Source organism: Bacillus mesophilus (assembly GCF_011008845.1).
GTDB lineage: Bacteria > Bacillota > Bacilli > Bacillales > SA4 > Bacillus_BS > Bacillus_BS mesophilus.
In genome coordinates this window covers 134,028-156,412 of sequence record NZ_JAAIWM010000005.1, presented here as the reverse complement: position 1 = coordinate 156,412, position 22,385 = coordinate 134,028, and the positions used below count along the sequence as shown (strand labels likewise).

General features: G+C 38.1%; 20 protein-coding genes. 14 read left to right on the top strand and 6 right to left on the bottom strand.

Annotated elements, in window-relative coordinates; genetic code table 11:
• Window positions 1-7: 7 nt before the first annotated feature.
• Window positions 8-847 carry an octanoyl-[GcvH]:protein N-octanoyltransferase gene (gene lipL / locus G4D63_RS14710; protein ID WP_163180437.1) on the bottom strand — a complete coding sequence of 280 codons (840 nt, stop codon included), beginning with the start codon at window positions 845-847 and terminating at the stop codon, window positions 8-10.
• 137 nt (window positions 848-984) lie between these two features.
• Window positions 985-1,659 carry an RsfA family transcriptional regulator gene (locus G4D63_RS14705; RefSeq protein WP_163180436.1) on the bottom strand — a complete coding sequence of 225 codons (675 nt, stop codon included), beginning with the start codon at window positions 1,657-1,659 and terminating at the stop codon, window positions 985-987.
• Window positions 1,660-2,116: 457 nt separating this feature from the next.
• Here G4D63_RS14705 and G4D63_RS14700 point away from each other — a divergent pair, with 457 nt between their 5' ends.
• From G4D63_RS14700 to G4D63_RS14675, 6 genes are all read left to right on the top strand, one after another.
• Complete coding sequence (locus tag G4D63_RS14700) at window positions 2,117-2,341, top strand: YuzB family protein (protein WP_163180435.1); 225 nt, start codon at window positions 2,117-2,119, stop codon at window positions 2,339-2,341.
• Between the two features lie 555 nt (window positions 2,342-2,896).
• Window positions 2,897-3,397: a hypothetical protein gene (locus G4D63_RS14695; RefSeq protein WP_163180434.1), complete on the top strand. Its 501-nt coding sequence runs from the start codon at window positions 2,897-2,899 to the stop codon at window positions 3,395-3,397.
• Window positions 3,398-3,601: 204 nt separating this feature from the next.
• Window positions 3,602-4,906: an HD domain-containing protein gene (locus tag G4D63_RS14690; protein WP_163180433.1), complete on the top strand. Its 1,305-nt coding sequence runs from the start codon at window positions 3,602-3,604 to the stop codon at window positions 4,904-4,906.
• 203 nt (window positions 4,907-5,109) lie between these two features.
• Window positions 5,110-5,613 (top strand): YwgA family protein, encoded by a 504-nt coding sequence (locus tag G4D63_RS14685; RefSeq protein WP_163180624.1) that lies wholly within the window; start codon window positions 5,110-5,112, stop codon window positions 5,611-5,613.
• 178 nt (window positions 5,614-5,791) lie between these two features.
• The gene (locus G4D63_RS14680) at window positions 5,792-6,475 is read left to right on the top strand and encodes a site-2 protease family protein (protein WP_163180432.1); all 684 of its coding nucleotides are present in this window, start codon (window positions 5,792-5,794) and stop codon (window positions 6,473-6,475) included.
• Window positions 6,476-6,511: 36 nt separating this feature from the next.
• A complete protein-coding gene (locus G4D63_RS14675) occupies window positions 6,512-7,030 on the top strand; it encodes a YwhD family protein (RefSeq protein WP_163180431.1) in 519 nt (172 codons plus the stop codon).
• A 155-nt stretch (window positions 7,031-7,185) separates the two neighbouring features.
• On the opposite strand, the gene G4D63_RS14670 is transcribed toward G4D63_RS14675, so the two are convergent.
• Window positions 7,186-9,258, bottom strand: coding sequence for a transglycosylase domain-containing protein (locus tag G4D63_RS14670; RefSeq protein WP_420837825.1), 2,073 nt, complete (start codon window positions 9,256-9,258; stop codon window positions 7,186-7,188).
• Window positions 9,259-9,856: 598 nt separating this feature from the next.
• Here G4D63_RS14670 and speE point away from each other — a divergent pair.
• Both speE and speB read left to right on the top strand, forming a co-directional pair.
• Entirely contained in the window at window positions 9,857-10,684 is an 828-nt protein-coding gene (gene speE, locus G4D63_RS14665; protein WP_163180429.1) for a spermidine synthase, read from the top strand.
• A gap of 30 nt (window positions 10,685-10,714) precedes the next feature.
• Window positions 10,715-11,593 carry an agmatinase gene (gene speB / locus G4D63_RS14660; RefSeq protein ID WP_163180428.1) on the top strand — a complete coding sequence of 293 codons (879 nt, stop codon included), beginning with the start codon at window positions 10,715-10,717 and terminating at the stop codon, window positions 11,591-11,593.
• A gap of 60 nt (window positions 11,594-11,653) precedes the next feature.
• Here the strand turns inward: speB and G4D63_RS14655 are convergent, their stop codons facing one another.
• Window positions 11,654-12,373, bottom strand: coding sequence for a DUF421 domain-containing protein (locus G4D63_RS14655; RefSeq protein ID WP_163180427.1), 720 nt, complete (start codon window positions 12,371-12,373; stop codon window positions 11,654-11,656).
• Window positions 12,374-12,549: 176 nt separating this feature from the next.
• Between G4D63_RS14655 and G4D63_RS14650 the strand changes: the two genes are divergently transcribed.
• The 3 genes from G4D63_RS14650 (at window position 12,550) to G4D63_RS14640 (ending at window position 15,421) form a co-directional block, all read left to right on the top strand.
• Window positions 12,550-12,987, top strand: a complete 438-nt coding sequence (locus G4D63_RS14650) for a YwiB family protein (RefSeq protein WP_163180426.1) — start codon at window positions 12,550-12,552, stop codon at window positions 12,985-12,987.
• Window positions 12,988-14,658, top strand: coding sequence for an arginine--tRNA ligase (gene argS, locus G4D63_RS14645; RefSeq protein WP_163180425.1), 1,671 nt, complete (start codon window positions 12,988-12,990; stop codon window positions 14,656-14,658).
• Window positions 14,659-14,914: 256 nt separating this feature from the next.
• Window positions 14,915-15,421, top strand: coding sequence for a hypothetical protein (locus tag G4D63_RS14640; protein WP_163180424.1), 507 nt, complete (start codon window positions 14,915-14,917; stop codon window positions 15,419-15,421).
• A gap of 56 nt (window positions 15,422-15,477) precedes the next feature.
• On the opposite strand, the gene uvsE is transcribed toward G4D63_RS14640, so the two are convergent.
• Together uvsE and cls are read right to left on the bottom strand one after the other, a co-directional pair.
• A complete protein-coding gene (gene uvsE, locus G4D63_RS14635; RefSeq protein WP_163180423.1) occupies window positions 15,478-16,431 on the bottom strand; it encodes a UV DNA damage repair endonuclease UvsE in 954 nt (317 codons plus the stop codon).
• Between the two features lie 67 nt (window positions 16,432-16,498).
• Complete coding sequence (gene cls / locus G4D63_RS14630; protein ID WP_163180422.1) at window positions 16,499-17,692, bottom strand: cardiolipin synthase; 1,194 nt, start codon at window positions 17,690-17,692, stop codon at window positions 16,499-16,501.
• Window positions 17,693-17,887: 195 nt separating this feature from the next.
• Here cls and G4D63_RS14625 point away from each other — a divergent pair, with 195 nt between their 5' ends.
• The 3 genes from G4D63_RS14625 (at window position 17,888) to G4D63_RS14615 (ending at window position 22,299) form a co-directional block, all read left to right on the top strand.
• Window positions 17,888-20,005 carry a (Fe-S)-binding protein gene (locus G4D63_RS14625; protein ID WP_163180421.1) on the top strand — a complete coding sequence of 706 codons (2,118 nt, stop codon included), beginning with the start codon at window positions 17,888-17,890 and terminating at the stop codon, window positions 20,003-20,005.
• A gap of 163 nt (window positions 20,006-20,168) precedes the next feature.
• Complete coding sequence (locus tag G4D63_RS14620; protein WP_163180420.1) at window positions 20,169-21,350, top strand: acetyl-CoA C-acetyltransferase; 1,182 nt, start codon at window positions 20,169-20,171, stop codon at window positions 21,348-21,350.
• Window positions 21,351-21,450: 100 nt separating this feature from the next.
• On the top strand, window positions 21,451-22,299 hold the full coding sequence (locus G4D63_RS14615; protein WP_163180419.1) for a 3-hydroxybutyryl-CoA dehydrogenase: 849 nt from the start codon (window positions 21,451-21,453) through the stop codon (window positions 22,297-22,299).
• The last annotated feature ends 86 nt before the right edge of the window (window positions 22,300-22,385 follow it).

The following is a 22,385-nucleotide window of genomic DNA, read 5'->3' as shown; positions in this document are numbered from 1 at the left end:
GCTTAGATTAGCTTTCAAGTGCTTTTTTATTTCGATCTACCATTCTTTTCATGTTTTCCTCATAGAGAATAAGCTCTTCCTGTGTGAGTTGTGATGTCTCGAGGTGTCCTCCAAGCTTTTTAAGAGTAGAAAGGACAGAAAACATAATGGTTGGGATGGTTAATGTATGATTTAGCAGCTCTGATAAAGAGGCCATTGTGGTTGGTACGATGGTTGGAAAGTTTATTTTAGTTTCTGTTGTTCCCTTTCCAATTTCATAGAACTGTTTAATAATTTCTGCTCGTTGAGAGCCACTTTCAGCAACACATAGATATATTTGAACGGCAATTCCACCGCGAAGTCTGCGTTGTGAAATACCTGCAAACTTTTTACCGTTTATACTGAGGTCATAGCTACCTGGACAATAAGAGCCTACAATTTCTCCTGCTTCAAAGGAAGTGTCATAATCTGAGAGTACATTTGTTATCAAATCTACCATTGTATCATATCCACGATTAATATCAATACCCTTTTCATAATCGGGGAAAATGAGTGATAGATTTAATACTTCTTGATCTAGTACAACAGCAAGTCCTCCAGAGTTTCTGACAATCACATGGTAGCCTTCCGAGTTTAGATAAGCAACAGCTTCCATTAAGTTAGGTAATTTTGTATCTTGAATACCTAACACAACCGTTTTTTGGTGCACCCATGATCGCAAAGTGGGTGGAGAGGTAGCGCTCCCAACGGAGGCACATAACGTATCATCCACTGCAAAGGATTGTTTGGCTTCAAACAAGGAACCTAAAGTAGAATGGTCAATAATTCTCCAGTATGGTTGAGTAAGCAACGAATCTAGTTGTGACATGATTTTAATCTCCTTCACTACATTTCCGATTCTATATTATAGCATAGGTTGCTTCTCAAAATGGAAAAACAGCAGCCTTTTGGTGAACGGCTCCTTCAGTTGAAGGGTAGAGGCTGTTCAATGAGGCTGCTGTGTTATTATTCTGCTAACTTTTCCAGGTTTCCGTTACGGTCCATCTTAAATTTGGTAGAAGGGCGATCCTCATCTTCAAATAAAGCTAGCTTTCTTGCACGGTTCATAATCTGCATGAGGGTTTGATAATCTTCTTCAATTGTTTTGAATTCTTTTTCTAGTTTTAAAACCTGGCGCTCCAAATCTTCATTTTTACGAGCGAGTTGCTCATTTTCATGACGGAATGATTCGTTTTCATGCTGTGTCATTGACAAGTTATAACGATTACCTCTTAAGCTAGATAAAAATTGAATAACCTCTTCTAATGTCAGTGCTGCAGACTCCTTAACTTGGGTAGTTGGTAAACTAGTAGTTGGGAAGTCATTTGTTACGATATTAGTAGGTTCTTCAATAGAAGGCTCTGGCGGAGTGTAAAGTAACTGCTTTTTAGCAGGCTTGCCTTGGCCGATTGAGCGGAGCAGCTGCTTACGTTGTTTCTTCGCTAGTGCTAGAGACTTTTCATATTGCTCTCGTACCACTGCATTCCAACGGAACCCACAAGCGGAAGCCGTTCGGTTAAGTATATCGCCTACCTCCTCAAAAGCGTTTAGCTGGGTACTTCCTTCTCTAACATGTCTTAATACGGTCTCTGCTAATAGTAAATCATTTTCGTCAGACCAAGCATCTTGTCTTACTTTCATCTTATACACTTCCTATCTATGTTTTTAATATTTTTATTAAAATGGAGATAAGTCTGTGTCTTAAACCTTATCCCATGTCTTTGTTACTTACAGTATGGACAGGTTCGTTTCGGTTTATACCAAATTTTTTATAAGGATAGTAGATTCATACTTTTGCTATAAGAGCCAGTTCAAAAAGGAGGAAAAAAATAGCCGAGAAGTTCGAGGCGGCGAAGAGTTGAGCACCGGGCTTGTACAGGATGTGCTGACTTCTGCGTTATGCACAGGACGTGCATGACTTTAGCAGAAGTTCCTGTACACTTTATACATGAGGAGCGGAAACTCAAGCCAACGAAGAAATCCGACAGCTATTTTTCCCTGACTTTTTGAACATCCTCTATAAAGGCAGTGACTTGCAAAGTAAATTCGAAGAGGGTAAAATACCGTATAGTGATTTGAGAGAGAAAGGATTGCTTATATGGCAAACGAATTTCGTATATGTGATGATTGTCAAGCGACGAATATAAAAACATTGGTGCCCCGATTGAAAAAGGTAGATCCGGAAGCGACCATTGATATAGGATGTCAGTCATATTGTGGACCAGGAAGAAAGAAATCCTTCGCTTTTGTCAATAATCGCCCATTGTCAGCTCCCAATGAAGACGAATTGATTGTGAAAATAGAAGGTAAGATAAAAAAATAACTACTTAGAACTCTTGTATGAGATTACAGGGGTTTTTTGATTTTGCTGTTTTGAAATAGGGATGCAATTTAATTTAGTAAACAGTAGTGAAATGGAGCGGAAGACACTAATGTAAGGACTCTCTACTAAAAGCTGCCACGTCCTGTGGCAAACGAAGAGGTCAGCACATCCTGTGCAAGCGCGGGAAATAGAGGAAAGGGCGGAGACCCCGCAGGCGAAGCTTGTCTAGTTGCAGTGCCCAGCTCCTCGAGGTCAAATAACCCTTCTAGAATAAAAGGGAAAACCACCCTTTTTTTCAAGAAGGAACATTTGCTTGTCGGAGCTGACCGGGGCACTTTCACTTTTCTAGTGAGGAGGCTCGACTTCCTCCCCGCGGAAAGCAAGTGTCTGGAGCGCAATGGAACGGACAATTATGAAATTTAACTAGATAAAAAGACAAACAAAATACGTTTAAATAGCTCTGCACCATATATAAGAGTCTAGTATGGTCAACTTGTATTTTGCTGTATGTCGGTGGCAATTTATGGTCAAGCTTATTACTGAGGTGAATACATCATGATTAAAAGGATTCTATTAGTATTAATTTTAGTGGAGCTTGGTGTTATTGGCTGGTTTTTTCAGCAGTCTGATCTTGTAGAAGAGGATTTAGGACATGGTCAACCAGCTGAATTTAATGAGGGACAATTGAAAAGCAGTGCCGAAGAGGACGTAGAGACAGTTGTTGATCCAGAGAAAGCAAAGGAGTTATTGGGAATGCTTCCTGAAATGTTTAACGAGCTTCTTCAATTCGGTCAGCTCCAAAATGAAATCATTGATGGGGATCTACTAAAGGAAATAGACAAACTTCAATTAGAAGCAGGTAACTCACTTGAATTAAATGAAGAAGGATATAATGAGATTTTAAGGCAGTTTTTAGATGACCCTGAAAATAAAGAATCGCTAGAGGTTTACTATAAATGGCTGAAAGAACAGCTTGAAGAAAATAGGGGTAAATTAAAAGAAGTTATTAATCAGCAGGATTCATTTCAAGAGGAAAAAGTGGCTGATTTATACTAGTTGTCTCATCTACAGAATAGATGGGGCTTTTTTTGATAGAAAAAATTTTTTACATGTATTAACAAAAGGATAAAGCTTATGTAATCAGATTTTTCGACTGTAATGTCAAATTTAAGCAGGATAAAATGTCAAAACTCGGGTTTTTTTATCGAAAGAAAGAAGCTATAATGAGAAAATACAAAAATAACAATTTGGGGGTAAAGAATGTCGTATCCCAACGGTAAATTGAGTGAAGAAAAAGTATTTAAGGACCCTGTCCACCGCTATATCCATGTACGTGATAAATTAATTTGGGATCTAATTGGTACCCCTGAATTTCAAAGGCTTCGACGTATTAGACAACTAGGGACAACCTACTTAACCTTCCATGGAGCGGAACATAGTCGATTTAATCATTCATTAGGTGTGTATGAAATTATTCGCCGAATCATCGATGATGTATTCTATGAGCGCCCTCAGTGGGATCAAAATGAGCGTTTATTAAGTCTGTGTGCCGCTTTATTACATGATTTGGGACATGGTCCTTTTTCACATGCTTTTGAAAAGGTGTTTCATCTTGATCACGAAGAATTCACTAGGGCAATTATATTAGGAAATACCGGAATAAATAAAGTACTTCTTCAAATGGGTGCTGATTTTCCAAAGAAGGTTGCCGAGGTTATTGCTAAAACATACGAAAATAAGCTAGTGGTTAGTTTGATTTCTAGCCAAATCGATGCAGATCGAATGGATTATTTGCAAAGAGATGCCTATTTTACAGGTGTTAGCTATGGGCATTTTGATATGGAAAGAATATTACGTGTGATGAGACCAAGAGAAGACCAGGTTGTTATTAAAAAAAGTGGAATGCATGCGGTTGAAGACTATATTATGAGCCGCTATCAAATGTATTGGCAGGTTTATTTTCACCCTGTATCCAGAAGTGCAGAAGTGATCTTAACTAAGATTTTACATCGTGCCAAGCATCTATATAAGGATGGCTATTTATTTAAGACAGAACCTAAGCATTTCTACTCCTTATATAATGATCAAATTACCGTAGAAGATTACTTAAAACTGGATGAGTCTATTATTCTGTATTATTTTCAGGCATGGATGGAAGAGGAAGATACAGTTCTTTCTGATTTATGTCATCGTTTTGTGGACCGGAATTTATTTCAATATGTTGAGTTTAATCCCCATCTTCAAATGCAACAGTGGTTGGAGCTTATTCAGTTGTTCAAAAAAGCGGGAATTGATCCAGATTATTACTTAGTTTTAGATTCGTCTTCAGATTTACCATATGATTTCTACCGACCTGGTGAAGAGGAAGAACGTTTACCAATTCATCTTCAAATGCCAAACGGGGAACTACGTGAACTATCACGTGAATCTGAAATTGTTGAGGCGATTTCTGGCAAACGACGTACAGATCATAAACTATATTTTCCACAGGACATCATAGAGGACTTTTCGAGTAAACGTAAGGTAAAAGAACAGATTTTAGAGATCTTAAAGAAACCGTACTAGGAGATGTGTTCAAAAAGGAGGATGAAAAGGACCGAGAAGTTCGAGGCGGTGAAGCTTTGAGTACCGGAGCGTATGAAATTTATACGAGAGGAACGAAAAAGCAAGCCAACGAAGAAATTCGATGCGTCATTTTCACCGGAGTTTTTGAACATCCTCTAGAAGATACGGATATAGATAATTACGGGGTAGGGAGTGTTGGTGGTTTGTTAAAGGATCATGTTAAAGTAATGAAGGTATTTGCTGAGGCAGGGGAAATTATTGGCCGAAAAAAGCTGCAAAAAATGGTGTTCATTGGAAAGAAACTTCAATTCCCCTTTTATGAGCGTTATGATTTTCACTTTTACGGCCCTTATTCTGAAGAGTTAACATTACGAATTGAGGAACTATGTAATTTGGGTTTCCTAGAAGAGATGAAAGAAAAGAAGGGCGGCTATTTCCAATATCGTTATGCGTTAACAGAAATAGGAGAGCAATTCTTAAGCCAAAATGACTATTCCATGCCAGCATTAAAGGGCTGCATGAAAAATATGAATGACCAAAGCTCACGTTTCTTAGAGCTTGTATCAACTGTATTATACTTCGAAGGACTCGATAAAGAAGAAGTAAAAGAAAAAGTTTTTACACTTAAGAGCAAGCAACGTTATACCGACGAAGAAGTGGAAGAAGCCTATCAATATATTCAGTCCTTAAAAGAACAAGTAAATTAATAGACTTTGAGATTTTGTTGGCTATACGTATAGCTGGCTGCTCTGTTTTATTTTCAACGCATCGGAGGAATGACCTCCGATGCGTTAATACGTTTGTTGACATATTTTTAAAGGTTTGAGGACTATATTATAGTATAATAATGGAAGAATACATGATTAAGAGGAAAAGGAGAACTTTATGGAGCTACTCCCGTTTCAGAGCTTAGATTTACAAACAATTATCTTTTTTATTATCACGCTATTGATTGCATTTACTCTTCATGAATTTGCTCATGCCTATGTTGCTTTTAAATTTGGGGACCCTACTGCACAGAAGCAAGGGCGATTAACTCTTTCTCCTCTAAAGCATTTAGATCCAATTGGTACGATTGCTCTTTTTATTTTAGGATTTGGGTGGGCAAAGCCAGTACCGGTGAATCGCTTTTTCTTTAAAAATCCAAGGCTTGCTGGTGTATTGGTTTCCATTGCGGGACCATTAAGCAATTTAATACTAGCATTTTTGGCGTTATTGATTTGGTTTGGATTAATTAAGCTTGGAATTTATGGTACCTTTTCAGCCGATACTGAACAGCTTGTATATGAATTTTTCAATGTCTTTATCTCAATTAATATTGCTTTGTTTATTTTTAACTTACTTCCTTTCCCGCCACTTGATGGTTACCGAATCTTAGAGGATCTAGCTCCGAACAATATTAGAGCGAGACTTACACAATACGAGCAATATGGAATTATTATTTTCTTAATTCTTGTCATTACACCTTTGGATCAATACACGATTTCTCCTATCTTCAATACAGTGATTCCGTTTGTTTTTGATACTTTATCTCTGTTTGTCCTCACATTGTTGAATATGAATGGGTGAATTCGGTAAAATGAACACATAGAGGAGGTCGAAACCATGGAACAGGAAAAAAAGAAGAAATCAATCGGTTTTAATATTATAAAAAATGATCCTACCGACGGTCATGGGGGCTTTGGTGCAGGTGGTGCACTTAGCTTGGACAATATCTCACCTGTTTTCGTTGACCCTGAGGAAGGTGAAGCGTTTGTTGATATTGGTGCTATGCATGCAAGAAGTGTAGTAGAGAAAGGGATTAAATTCCTTCCTGATCGTGACAAAGTACCTAATGGAAAGCTGTATTGGTTAGTTTGGGTAACGATTGAAAGAACACCAGCGGGCCCTTATTATGCAGGTGTGACAGCTTGTGAGATGACAGTTGATCGTGAAGCACGTCGAGGCTATAAACTATTACCTGAGCATGTAAATAATATGGATAAATCTCTTAAGAGAAAGATTATCGTTGATCATATGGAAGATAGATCGAAAAAAATCCTAGCAGAGTTTTTACAAAAGCATGATAAAGGCATGTGGGAGCGCTCTGTTGATCAATTAAAGGAAGATTTACAAGCGAAATAAGTGGAAAATCATCATATTATGACATTTTAATGAACGTTTTCATTTTTGATTGAGCTTTTTTGTGAAAAAAAGTAAACTTATTCTACAGTCTTAACACACTGTAAAACTAGGACACAAAAAACCGTAGGGGAATTTTCCCCTACGGTTTTTTGATTTTATGGTGTAAACCAGTTCATAATTTTTTTGATTAGACCTGGTTTCTCTTTTCCCTCATCCTCAATCAAAATGGGTACTTCTTCATACTGATGAGGCAGGTGATCCTGACAATATTCAGTCGGCTCTGAGCCTTTTACATAATAGGTTAATCTAACAACTGGACATGTTTCTGTTGCCAACATACCATTATCGGGATTTACATAGACTCCTACAACACCAGATGGTGGCTTAAAGGCATGCACGGGTTCGTCCTTCAGTGCTTCCTCCATAATCGACGCCCATATTTCTTTTGCGTATGTTTTTTCAGCTGCTAGGTCAAGAGTGAAATCACGGTCATAGCCTACCCAAACACCTGTAACAAGCTTTGGTGAATAGCCAATCATCCAGCTATCTGTACTAGTTGTACCAGATTTACCTGCGTAGATTCTCGTTAATTGGTCACTAATGGTTCGACCAGTTACCTTTGTATAATCATTTAATTTTTCATCGAACATACCTGTCATCATATGAGTGGTTACGAAGGCAGCGTCTCGATCAAGCACTTGTTCTGTATGACGCTTACTTTGATAAATCACTTCACCATGATGATTTTCAATTCTTCTAATAAAGGTAGGCTCAATTTTCTTCCCACCGTTTGCTAGTATTCCATAAGCATTTACCATATCACTCATACGGACAGTCGACGTACCTAAAGCTAATGATGGAACCTCTGGTAGATTACCGGAAATCCCTAGTCTTTTACTTGTGTCTACAAGTGCCTGCTTACCAAGTGATAAGTGTGTTTTAACAGCAAAAACGTTATCTGACAAGGCAATCGCTTGCGACAAAGTAATATTGTCATTAGCGTAATAGCCGTTATAGTTACTAGGCGAATAGGTACCTTTTCCATACTGGAAGGTGGTATATTCACTTTTTAGTGTGGTTGAAGGAGTAAAGCCTTGCTCGATTGCTGTATAGTATAAAAATGGTTTAAATGATGAACCGGGTTGTCTTTTTGCTTGAATGGCTCGATTAAACTGACTTTCAGTATAATTTCTTCCCCCTATTAAGGCTTTAACTTCTCCTGTTGAAGGATGTTGGACAATAACAGCTGCCTGAATCTCAGAATCAGGACTGATTATATTTTCCATTTTAGATTCAGCAATAGCTTGCAACTCAGGGTCTACTGTTGTGTATACCTTTAGTCCTCCCATTTGGATGGTACGATCAGTGATACCTGTTATTGAACGAATAACTTCTTTGACTGCATCCTGAAAATAGGGAGCAATATCTTGATTTTTTATGTCAAACTTTCCGTAAAAGCTTAGCGGCTCATCTACTATTTCCTTCGCTTGTCCCTCATTTAACAGGTTATTTTCAACCATGGAATCGACAATGACCTTTTGACGGCTTTTGGCATTCTCTAAGTGCTCAATCGGTGAATAATGACTTGGGCCTTTTGGAATTCCTGCTAGCATAGTAGCCTCACTGAGACTCAAATCCTTCGCGTGCTTATTAAAATAGAAATTAGCAGCAGCTTCAATACCATAAGCACCATGTCCATAGTAGATTGTATTTAAATAGCCTTCGATGATCTGAGTTTTCGTATAGTTCATCTCAAGTCTAAGTGTATATAATGCCTCTGTAATTTTACGTTTCCACGTTTTATCATGCTCTAAAAATAGGTTTCTGGCATACTGCTGAGAGATCGTACTCGCACCCTGTACCTTGGCCATCGCCTTTATATCTGCAATAGCAGCTCCAGCAATTCTAAAATAATCAAAGCCTTGATGATCATAAAAACGTTTATCTTCAATTGATATAGTCGCATTTACTAAGTGAGGTGAAATTTCTTCAAGGGGCACCCAATAGCGAGTCTGTCCTTGATGGCTTTCCCCAATGACCGTTCCGTCCGCTCCATAATAAATAGTAGACTGTGGAACCGCAAGTGGTGGTGGTCCTTCAATCTTCGCATACAGAAGGATTCCTAGCATCCCAACGAATCCTAAGATTAATAGAAACAATCCAATAAATATAGCTGCACGAACATATTTCAACGTCTGTCTTAAACGTCTATTAGTGATGACCTCCAACATAATCACCTACCTACCATAATTACAAAGTCAAGCACAAAAGGCGCAAGTGCCCCGGTTAGCCTCAGGCATAGCAAATGTTCCTTGAAGAGCAAAAGGGTGTTCTTTCCCTTTTGCTCTTCAAGGGTTATTTGACCAAGGAAAAAGTGTATTTCTTTTTCCCTCGAGGGGCTTGGCACTGGAGCCAGATTACTATGCACTTGGCTATGTTATCCACGAATGATACATTTTCATAACTTCTTAAACAAAAATAAAAACAATGATTCTAACAGTATTGAGAAAAAACATACATTTTAAACCTGCTAATTAAACTAGAATCAGATAATTTAACACATTAAAGCAGTGGGGGCCTGGCCCCCACTGCTTTAATGTGGTGATGTGGTTTTGTGCTTGTTGATCGGTCGAGGAAATGTCACAAATTTATGCTTGCATTTTTAGTAGATTACTCTATACTTTGATTTGCTGAATATTTTTACAGCAATGGTTAACTTTACATATAAAGGGTTATTATATGGTTTTTATTTGTTTGAAACGGGTACGATAACATAGTGAGATTTAGCAACTGCTAAAGGGATATATTAGAAAGGTGTGACTGAAAATGGGTTTATGGTTTACTGAGAAGCAGACAGAGAATTTTGGGATTACAATGAAGATTAAACAAACCTTACATACGGAACAAACGGAGTTTCAAAAATTAGATATGGTTGAAACGGAAGAGTTTGGCAACATGCTTTTACTAGACGGAATGGTTATGACAACTCAAAAAGATGAATTTGTTTATCATGAAATGGTTGCTCACATTCCTTTATTCACACATCCAAATCCAGAAAACGTATTAGTTGTTGGTGGAGGAGACGGAGGAGTAATTCGTGAGGTATTAAAGCACCCAAGTGTGAAAAAAGCAACACTTGTTGATATTGATGGCAAGGTTATTGAGTACTCTAAAAAGTTTTTACCTGAAATTGCTGGTATGCTTGAAGATCCACGTGTCGATGTACAAGTTGGTGATGGCTTTATGCATATTGCCGAAAGTGAAAACGAGTATGATGTAATCATGGTTGACTCAACTGAGCCAGTTGGACCAGCAGTTAATCTTTTCACAAAAGGGTTCTATGCTGGAATCTCTAGAGCGTTAAAGGAAGACGGTATTTTCGTTGCACAATCGGACAACCCTTGGTTTACTCCAGATTTAATTAGAAATGTACAGCGTGATGTACGTGAAATCTTCCCGTTAACACGTCTTTACATTGCAAATATTCCAACGTATCCTAGTGGAATGTGGACGTTCACAATGGGGTCAAAGAAATATGATCCTCTAGAAGTAACAGAAGACCGTTTCCATGAAATTGATACAAAATATTACACAAAAGAATTGCATAAAGCAGCTTTCGTATTACCGAAGTTTGTAAGTGATTTAACGAAGTAACGTTACCAGCCGTTGTAAGGAGGATTATAGATGCGATTTGATGAAGCCTATTCAGGCAATGTTTTTATAAAGAGTCATCAGAATTTTGAAGAGAGCAGTGTCGTACTATACGGAATGCCAATGGATTGGACTGTTTCATTCCGTCCAGGCTCTCGTTTTGGACCTACACGTATTCGTGAAGTTTCAATCGGTCTAGAGGAATATAGTGCTTATTTAGACCGTGAACTTGAGGAAATCAACTATTTTGATGCTGGAGATATTCCGCTTCCTTTTGGTAATCCTCAAAAGAGCCTAGATATGATTGAAGAGTTCGTTGATAAAGTGCTAGCTGAAGGGAAATATCCACTTGGTATGGGTGGGGAGCATTTAGTTTCATGGCCAGTTATTAAGGCAATGTACAAAAAATACCCTGACTTAGCAATCATCCACATGGATGCACACACTGACTTACGTGAGCATTATGAGGGAGAACCACTTTCTCACTCTACTCCAATTCGTAAGGCAGCAGAGTTGATTGGACCAGAAAATGTATTTTCATTTGGTATTCGTTCAGGTATGAAAGAAGAGTTTGAATGGGCTAAGCAAGTAGGAATGCATATTTCGAAGTTTGATGTTCATCAGCCTTTAAAAGAAGTACTTCCGAAGCTTGCAGGACGTCCTGTATATGTAACGATCGACATTGATGTTCTAGACCCAGCACATGCACCAGGAACGGGCACTGTTGATGCGGGAGGAATTACATCAAAAGAGCTTCTAGCTTCCATCCACGAAATTGCACATTCTGATGTGAATGTAGTGGGTTCTGACTTAGTAGAAGTAGCTCCAATCTATGATCCTTCTGAACAAACAGCCAATACAGCGAGCAAAATCATTCGTGAAATGCTGCTTGGATGGGCGTTTAAAAAATAATATAAGAGCTGAGGACAGGCATTTGCTCCTCAGCTTTTTTAATTACAATTTAATTTCTCCCTAATGAAATAACTGAGGAGTAGATAGATTCTGCTGTTTTTCAGTAATCATTAATTGCTGCTCTCTATTAATAGAGGCAAAAAACACATCTTCTACCCTATGAATACCTTTACTCTTCATCTCCTTCATTAACCACTGTTCATTTAATGAGAATTCGTGTAAAACCGTTTCATACAACTTTCCTTCAACAATTACTGGATACCCAATGGAGACGTTAGGGTCACTAATCTGAAGGTCTTTTCTCGTAACGGTGGTATGAGGTGCCTTTTTTAGCACTGATAAGTTTCCACTGCCCTCAACAATGGCAAGATGTACTTCTTGTATATCAAAAACATCCTTTTCTCGGAGCATCGTTAAGATATTATCAATCGAGTATTGAATGCGGTTTATATTTTTTATAATAAACGTACCATCCTGTATGACAACGACAGGTTCTAGTGTTAGTTTTCTACCAATTTTTCGATTGTGAATTTTTAGGCGAGCAATTAGCTTTTGGAAAATGGCAATCACAATGACAGCAAAGGCTGTATGAATATGCTCAATATTGGGGTCAGCAATGTCTGCCCCAACGACTGCACCTAGAGTAATAATCGCTAAAAAATCAAAAACAGGAAGCTGTCCTATTGATCTTCTTCCCATATATAAAGTCATGAATAATACAAGTGGTAAAATAGTAAGTATTCTACCTAAAACAACAGCAAGTTCTTTTAACGTTTCCATCTCTTTACCCCTATTCTATGTACCTACTTTATGTTATTTTTTACTAAACCGATAGGGAATATTCTTTATCAATCTCTGTGCTTACGAGAAGGTATAAGTTAAACTTGAATGAAGTTGAAAGTTTGTGAAGTTATCTATATACTTATAAAGTTATAAACGTTAAGGGTGTGAGATGGTTGGGACAAGCGGTAAAGGTTCCGGTTGATATAAAGTTTTCTAGTGATATAAAGGATCAGGAAGAGCAAACTCAAATATCATTTAATACAAATGGTCTATATTACATAAAAGAAGGTCAATACTATTTAATGTTTAATGAACAACTTGAAGGTCAAGGTCCAATTAAAACGACCATAAAGTGGAGTGATCAGGATGCATGGATTAAGCGTTCTGGTTCTGTCAATATGAGGATTCCATTTGAGCTACATAAGAAAACCAAAGGTATTCATGAAACACCTGAAATAAAGATTGAAATGACGGCCCATACAGAAGATCTACAACATAAATGGGATGAACATAACCGTAGCGGGATGTTCGGCTTAACATATACATTAAGAATGCAGGGTCAATTAGTTGGGTTATACAAGCTTGATGTTCAATTTAAGGAGGAATTATAGATGAATGTGGTTGAACAAGTAAAAGAACGCCTAAAGGAAGAGATTAAGGCAGCGGTTCTTAAAGCAGGTCTTGCAACAGAAGAACAAATTCCAGATGTGATTTTAGAGCTTCCAAAGGAGAAGGCTCATGGTGATTATGCGACCAATATGGCTATGCAGCTTGCTCGTGTTGCAAAAAAGGCTCCTAGAGCTATTGCTGAGGAATTAGTTAAGAATTTAGACCAAACGAAGGCATCCATTGAAAAGATTGAGATTGCTGGTCCTGGTTTTATCAATTTTTATATGAATAATCGTTATTTAGCAGACCTAATTCCTTCGATTCTTAAGGCAGGAGAACAATATGGTCAGGCGGAAAAAGGTAATAAAGAAAAGGTAAATGTGGAGTTTGTTTCAGCTAACCCAACTGGTGACCTTCATCTAGGTCATGCTCGTGGAGCGGCGGTAGGAGATTCTCTATGTAATATCCTTGAAAAAGCTGGATACGAAGTGACGAGAGAATATTATATCAATGATGCAGGAAATCAAATACATAATCTAGCTCTTTCGGTTGAAGCACGATATTTCCAAGCGCTTGGTCAGGATAAGGAGATGCCAGAGGATGGTTATCATGGTGCTGATATCATTGAAATTGGAAAGCAGCTTGCAACAGAATTTGGTGATCAGTATGCTACATCAACCGAAGAGGAAAGATACCAATTTTTCCGTCAATATGGACTTAAATATGAATTAGCTAAGCTTCAGAAGGATCTAGAAAGCTTCCGTGTCCCATTTGATGTTTGGTATTCAGAGAGCTCTTTATATAAAGATGGTAAGATTGATGATGCATTAGCAACACTTCGTGAACAAGGAATGATCTTTGAGCTAGATGGTGCTACATGGCTACGTTCAACAGACTATCAAGATGATAAAGATCGTGTATTAATTAAAAATGACGGATCATATACCTATTTAACTCCAGATATTGCGTATCACAAGAACAAGCTAGAAAGAGGACATGAAAAGCTAATTAACATTTGGGGAGCCGATCATCATGGATATATCCCACGTATGAAAGCGGCCATTCAATCTCTTGGCTATGGTCCTGATGTATTAGAGGTTGAAATTATCCAGATGGTTCAACTTTATCAAAATGGTGAAAAGGTGAAGATGTCCAAAAGAACGGGGAAAGCAGTTACCCTTCGTGAATTGATGGATGAAGTAGGCGTTGATGCAATGCGTTACTTCTTTGCGATGAGAAGTGCTGATTCTCATATGGACTTTGACATGGACTTAGCTGTCTCAAAATCCAATGAAAACCCAGTGTACTATGCGCAATATGCTCATGCGAGAATCTGCAGCATTTTACGTCAAGGAGAAGAACTGAATATACCGGAAAGCAGTGAGTTAAATCTTGATTTAGTTCATTCTGAAAAGGAAATTGAGCTATTAAAGAAGCTTGGTGAATTCCCGGCTGCAATTACAGAAGCAGCGGAAAAACGAATGCCTCACCGAATGACAAACTATGTGTTCGAGCTAGCCTCAACACTTCATAGTTTTTATAATGCAGAAAAGGTACTAGACGCTGAACAGCTAGAGCTAAGTCAGGTTCGAATTGCTTTAATGAAAGCAGTCCAGATTACCTTGAAGAATTCTTTATCACTAATCGGGGTATCTGCTCCTGAAAAAATGTAAGACTTTAAAAACCTTCTCCAAATGAACGATATGAAGTAGTTTACTAATTAACAGACCAAATCGAATATGATTTGGTCTGTTGTTTTTTCCTTCTATTTCAACGTACAATGTTAATTGATAGGTCATTAGCTCAAGTGAATCTAAGAGGTCCATCCATTAATTGTAATTTTATATTAAAATTAGTAGAGAGCTTGTGAAGTGTTACACTTAAACTAACGAGTAGAAGGGTTAAAGATGAAGATAGGAGAGGTAATATATGAAATATTTTTCATATGACTTACATTTAGCTCAAAATATGGATAATATCAGTGAAGAAGAAAGTAACCGCAATAATTTACAATGGATAAAGTGTTTTATTAAATATAGCGAAATATTTGAGACTTTGACTAACCGATTACCACACGATGTTTTTGAACATTTTTACTCCTGGGGTTTTCACGACTACCGTCTAATCAAGATGGAAATGAAACATGAAAGTCTTCTTAATTTAAGCGTACATTTCACAGTTTCAAGTGATGTTGAAAATATAGAAAACGAGAAGTTATGGGTATTGAGTTTTCAAAATGTCTCTTTTTATAATTACAACCACTATAATTTTGATAATCAGGAAAGTGTTTTTCACAGAGAAATAGATGATTGGTTATATCAAGAATTTCTGCCGATTGACCAATCAAAAATATCATTTGAAGTTCTATTTTCATCAGGTGGAAATGTCTTATTACACTTCCCAGACAAATCAGTAACAATTAAAAGGATAAAATAAACTCTAAAAAAAGAAATGTTGCCTTGGGGGCAGCATTTCTTATGGGATTTGAGTAATTACCATTCAACGGTACCACCATTGATTCTTTTGACACCACGTATTTTAGATACTTCTTCAACTAACTTAAATAAAGCACGATCCTTTTCCTTGGCTTCGATCATAATGTCAAAGTCCGTTCCAATCTCTTTTGCCAAGTTTAGAAAAGGTATGATAAATTCTAAGCTGACAAAATCAGCATGGTGCCTAAATTTAGACTCTGATTTAGGTGAGGAAATGTGTACTTTTGGAATTAAACCAAAGTGATCCCACGTCTTAAACACAGCTGGTAACAGCTCATCTAGTGGTTCTTCACTAAGGTTTGCCATATGATGATGATAATCAAACATAACTGGAATATTGTGTTCTTTACACACGTTCAATGTCTCAGTCGTTGTATAGGTTTTATCGTCATTTTCTAGTGTCATTCTATTCTTAATAGGTTTCGGTACAAGTTTTATGTTTTCATTAAAACGTTTGATGGCTTCTGATTTATCACCGTAAGCTCCCCCGACGTGAATATTTATTAACCCGCGTTTTTCCACTCCCATTGTTTTAAATATTTTATAATGATATTTCATGTCTTCCACCGCATTTAGTGTTACTTGTTCACGCTCACTTGTAAACAAGGTATATTGGTTAGGGTGAAGACTCACTCTTAAATTATAGTGGTTTACAGTCTCGCCAAGATCTTTGAAATCTTCCTCTAAATCCTTCGCATAGTTCCACTTTACCTCTGGATGAGTGGCAAGTGGAACGATGGAAGAGGACATGCGATAGAGGTCTATTTCATGTGCGATATTATATAAAAGGGCACGCTTAGTATTTCGTATATTTTGTTTAGCCACTTCGATTAGTTTAGTTTTGCGCTCATCTTTTTTGAGCTTTTTCCAATTGGTGAAGGTGATGGTTTTAGAGGGGGAGCCATCCCAAAGGGAAAGGGCAGTTGATACATATCCAAATCGAATTCTCATGGTTATTCTCCCCTTTATTACATGTTTGGCCGCTTCATGATAAATGTGAAATAGTCCTAAATACTTATTATAAAAATCCAGAAACAAGTGTTGAAAAGGCTTCTTTTCCTCTTTGTAGGAAGGAACGGTTTGCGAGTAGCTCAGGTGTTACCTCCTCTGAGGTTTGTATATCTTGTAATAAGAGTGATCTTACTTTTCGAATAAAAGGCTGATTATAAATTAGGCAATTGATTTCGTGATTGAGATACAAGCTTCTTTTATCAAAATTAGCTGTTCCGATATCACAAACCTGTTCATCGATGACGATTACCTTAGCATGGAAAAATCCTGAATTGTATCGATATACTTTACATCCTGCGTCTAGTAAAGGTTTGAAATATGGAAAGGCTGCTTCTTTTACTAGGGGATGGTCACCGATTATGGGCACGATTACTTTAACATCTATACCCTTTTTTGCAGCATGTATAAGCTCTTCAAACAGTGGAGCACTTGGAATAAAATAAGGAGTCCCAATGATAATTTCTTTTTTAGCATTTTTTATCAGCTCGATAAAGACCTTTTCTAAAAAGACTGCGTTTGTAGGGACTACCTTATGGGTTATTTCACCTTGATGAGGAGTTGGGTAATAGGTTGAGTTAGAAGGAATTGTATATTTAGTTGCATCTTCCCAATCATAGATAAATTGCTTTTGAAGATCTTGAACTCCTTCGCCTTCAATTCTTAAATGGTAATCCCGCCAATCCCCTAATTTCGGATTCAGTCCGATGTATTCTTTCCCGATATTGAAGCCACCAAGATAACCGATTCGCCCATCGATCACTGAAATTTTACGGTGATTCCTTTCATTAATGGAATAAAAAAGATATGGGAGCTTAGGTACATGACAAAATGAAAAAAGAACTCCATTTTCCTTTAGGTCCTTTTGCATCTTCTTCGTTATATCTTTACTTCCAATACGGTCAAGCAAAAGTCTAACTTCTACCCCATCTTGTGCCTTTTTCATTAAAAGTTGAAGAAATTCTTTGCTGATTTCATCATCTTTTACAATATAAAAGAGAACGTGAATATGATTTGTAGCGTGCTCAATATGATGAAATAAATCTTTATATAAACTTTGCCCCGTAATAAATAAAGAAATATCACTTTTTCTTAATGGGTATTCTTGCATATTTACTTTTTTTATATGTGAAATCCGTCCAAGTCGGTAATCAAAAGCCATCCATAAAAATATAATGAAGAGTACAAGTAGTACGAGTTCCATTACTATTCCTCCTAGTTAAACGAGTAATGAACATTGAATTTTAGTTTCACCTAAAGAAAAGAATTGATTCATTTACAAATAAAAGCATATTGACTGAATGCTCATTCATATTATAATAGAGATAGGAGTTTAGAAGTCTGAAAATTAATACTGTTTTTAGAACGACTATGATATTACAGAGAAAGGGGTCGTAATATGAGTGGATTATTATGGATTAATCTAATTGCGTTTTTGATTGTAACCGCTTACGCATTTCACTTATTTATTTACTTAATTCGGACACGCTTATCCTACATTAAGTTAGGAAGAAAAGTGGAGTTTGATGGTAAGTTCAAAGAAAGAATGGAAAAAATTTGGGTAAACGTTTTTGGGCAGAAGAAATTATTGAAGGATAAGAAAAGTGGAATTATTCACGTTATGTTCTTTTATGGATTTATTCTTGTTCAGTTCGGTGCTATTGATTTTATTTGGAAGGGAATCGCACCAGGTTCTCATTTACCATTAGGACCACTTTATCCAGCATTCACCTTCTTCCAGGAAATTGTTACATTTATGATTTTAGTAGCGGTAGTCTGGGCCTTTCATCGTCGTTATGTTGAAAAGCTTGTCCGTCTTAAGAGAGGGTTTAAATCAGGATTAGTACTTTTGTTCATTGGTGGACTAATGATTTCGGTTCTTCTAGGAAACGGAATGGGACTAATCTGGCATGATCATCCATTAACTTGGAGTGAGCCAATCGCATCAGGCTTTGCCTTTATTTTTGCCGGAATCGGTGAAACGGCTTCTATTGTCGTGTTTTACATTGCTTGGTGGATTCACTTACTATTCTTATTAACTTTCTTAGTTTATGTACCACAATCAAAGCATGCCCACTTAATTGCTGGTCCTGCAAACGTATTTTTTAACCGACTTTCCAAACCTGGGAAGCTAGAAAAGATTGATTTTGAAGATGAAACAAAGGAATCATTTGGGGTTGGGAAAATTGAAGAATTTACTCAGTCACAGTTAATTGATTTATATGCCTGTGTAGAGTGTGGACGCTGTACAAATATGTGTCCAGCAACTGGTACAGGAAAGATGCTATCTCCAATGGATTTAATTTTAAAATTACGTGATCATTTAACGAATACTGGTGCTGTTGTTACTTCAAAATCACCGTGGGTACCGGCTGTTGCTTTCTCTCATACTCAAGGAAATCAATTAGCTATGATGTCTTCAGGTAAAGGTGTAGAGGAATCAGCAGGAGCTCTTGAGCTTGCTTATAGTCCAAGCTTGATTGGAGAAGTTATTACGGAAGAAGAAATTTGGGCCTGTACGACCTGTCGTAACTGTGAGGATCAATGTCCAGTTATGAATGAGCACGTTGATAAGATTATTGACCTTCGTCGCTATTTAGTATTAACTGAAGGTAAGATGGATGCAGATGCTCAACGTGCGATGACAAACATCGAACGTCAAGGAAACCCTTGGGGCTTGAACCGTAAAGAGCGTGAGGATTGGAGAACAGCTCGTGAAGATGTTGTGATTCCAACTGTTAAAGAATTAAGCAAGCAAGGTGAAGAGTTTGAATATTTATTCTGGGTAGGGTCAATGGGATCTTACGATAACAGAAGCCAAAAGATTGCTTTATCTTTCGCTAAGCTTTTAAATGAAGCTGGTGTGAAATTTGCAATCCTTGGAAATAAAGAAAAGAACTCTGGAGATACACCGCGTCGCTTAGGAAACGAGTTTTTATTCCAAGAGCTTGCTACAAAGAATATTGAAGAGTTCCAAAAGAATGAGATTAAGAAGATTGTTACAATCGACCCTCATGCTTATAATATTTTCAAAAATGAGTATCCGGACTTTGGTCTTGAGGCTGAGGTATATCATCATACTGAGCTTTTAGCAGAGCTTGTAAAAGAGGGTCGCTTAAAGCCACAGTATGAAGTAAATGAAACGATTACGTTCCATGATTCTTGTTACTTAGGACGTTACAATGAAGTGTACGATCCACCACGTGAGATCTTAAAGGCAATTCCTGGCGTGAAGCTAGTAGAGATGGAACGTAACCGCGATACTGGTATGTGTTGTGGAGCTGGTGGAGGCTTAATGTGGATGGAAGAGGACTCAGGAACTCGTATTAACGTAACGCGTACTGAACAAGCGTTAGCTGTTAATCCATCTGTCATTAGTAGTGGTTGTCCATACTGCTTAACGATGATCAGTGATGGCACAAAAGCTAAAGAAGTAGAAGAAAGTGTTCAAACCTTAGATGTAGTTGAGATTTTAGAGAAATCAGTAGTAGGTGAACTGAAGGAACTTGCGTCTTAATTTTAGTCTAAGTCTAGTAAACTATGAATATAATGAAAGGTGTACGATTTTCCCGTACACCTTCTTTTTGAAAAAGTGTCGAGCGAGCGTTCAGTCGGTATAGATAAGGTTATTTTTATAGTGTTAGTGTAAGCGTTTACTTTAAGTGAGGGGGAGACGGTAAATGGGTAGAACGGTAATTTTAAGTGGTGTTCGTACACCTTTTGGTAAATTCGGAGGAGGGCTTAGCTCATTTTCTGCATCAGAGCTTGGTGGGTTTGCAATTAAGGAAGCATTAAATAGAGCAAAGGTTGATACTGAAGTGGTTCAAGAGGTGATCATGGGCTCGGTTTTACAAGGAGGGCAAGGGCAGCTACCTTCTAGGCAAGCATCTAGAAACGCTGGTTTACCTTGGAATGTTAAAACTGAAACGATTAATAAGGTATGTGCTTCTGGAATGCGTAGTGTGACATTAGCAGATCAGATGATTCGTCTTGGTGATGAAGAGGTAATAGTGGCAGGTGGAATGGAATCGATGAGCAATGCCCCATACATACTACCAAAAGCACGCTGGGGACTTCGAATGGGTGATGCTGCGGTAACGGATTTAATGGTACATGACGGGTTAACCTGCTCATTTGAGGGTGTTCATATGGGCGAGTATGGGAATGGGGTAGCAACTGAAATGGATCTAGCTCGAGAGGACCAGGATTCTTGGGCATTTCGTAGCCATCAATTAGCCATGCAAGCCATAGAGTCGGGAAGGTTAGCTGACGAAATCGTGCCAGTGACAGTACCGGTTCGTAAGGGAGATCCGATTGTGATAACGAACGATGAAGCTCCACGTAAGGAAACTTCGATCGAGGCATTAAGCAAGCTTAAACCAGTATTTGGGGCAGCTGGTAGTATCACAGCCGGAAATGCACCGGGAATCAATGATGGAGCAGCAGCTCTTGTTTTAATGAGTGAAGAAAGAGCCAATAAAGAAGGCAGAGAACCACTCGCAACCATTATTGGTCATACAGCCATTGCTGTGGAAGCAAAGGACTTCCCTAAAACACCAGGCCTTGTCATAAATGAACTATTAAAGAAAACAGGCAAAACATTAGAAGAAATCGACTTATTTGAGGTAAACGAAGCGTTTGCAGCTGTAGCATTAGCAAGTAAAGAAATAGCAGGACTTGATCCAGACAAAGTAAACGTAAACGGTGGAGCCGTAGCTCTAGGACATCCAATTGGTGCAAGCGGAGCAAGAATTATCATAACCCTCGCACACGAGCTAAAGCGTAGAGGTGGTGGAATCGGAATCGCATCAATCTGCAGCGGCGGAGGCCAAGGCGACGCTATCATGATTGAAGTAAAATAGAGGATGGGTCTTCATTGCTTTAAAGCATCGGGGGCCAGGCCCCCGGTACGTTATATGTTAAAGCGCGAAGTAAACATACATAAAGGAGGATGAGTGGAAGATGAATGTACAAAAAATCATGGTTATTGGAGCTGGACAAATGGGCTCAGGAATTGCTCAGGTTTGCGCAATGGCTGGTTATGATGTGATCTTACATGATCTTAAGGAAGAGTTTGTTGATAAGGGAATGGGTGTAATCCAGAAAAATTTATCTCGTCAAGTAGATAAGGGAAGGCTGACAGAGGCAGATGTAGAGGCGATCTTAAATAGGCTTTCCCGTTCTTCGGACCTTTCAAATGCTAAGGAAGTTGACCTAGTCATTGAAGCGGCCATCGAGAACATGGAGATCAAAACAAAGCTATTTGCTGAGTTAGATCAACTTGCTCCTAAGCATGCAATTTTAGCAACTAATACTTCATCATTGCCAATCACAGAGATTGCAGCTGCTACGACTCGTCCTGAGCAAGTTATCGGGATGCATTTTATGAACCCTGTGCCGGTGATGAAGCTTGTTGAGATCATTAGAGGGTTAGCAACAGCAGATGAAGTATATGAAACGATTGAAGCTATAACCAACAAGTTGGGTAAGGTTCCAGTTGAGGTTAACGATTTCCCAGGCTTTGTTTCAAACCGAATTCTGATGCCGATGATTAACGAGGCGATCTACACGGTATATGAAGGGGTAGCAACTCCTGAAGCTGTAGATGAGGTGATGAAGCTAGGAATGAACCACCCAATGGGGCCATTAACATTAGCTGATTTTATTGGATTAGATACTTGTTTATATATTATGGAGACTTTACATGAAGGATTTGGAGATGACAAATATAGACCATGTCCATTACTTCGTAAATACGTAAAAGCAGGCTGGTTAGGTAAAAAAACAGGTCGAGGTTTTTACACTTATTAGAAAAAAGAGACACTACTTTAACACTTTAATGGAGTGGGGGCCAGGCCCCCACATCATTACCGCGTTAGTGTCTTAAAGGGAGGCAG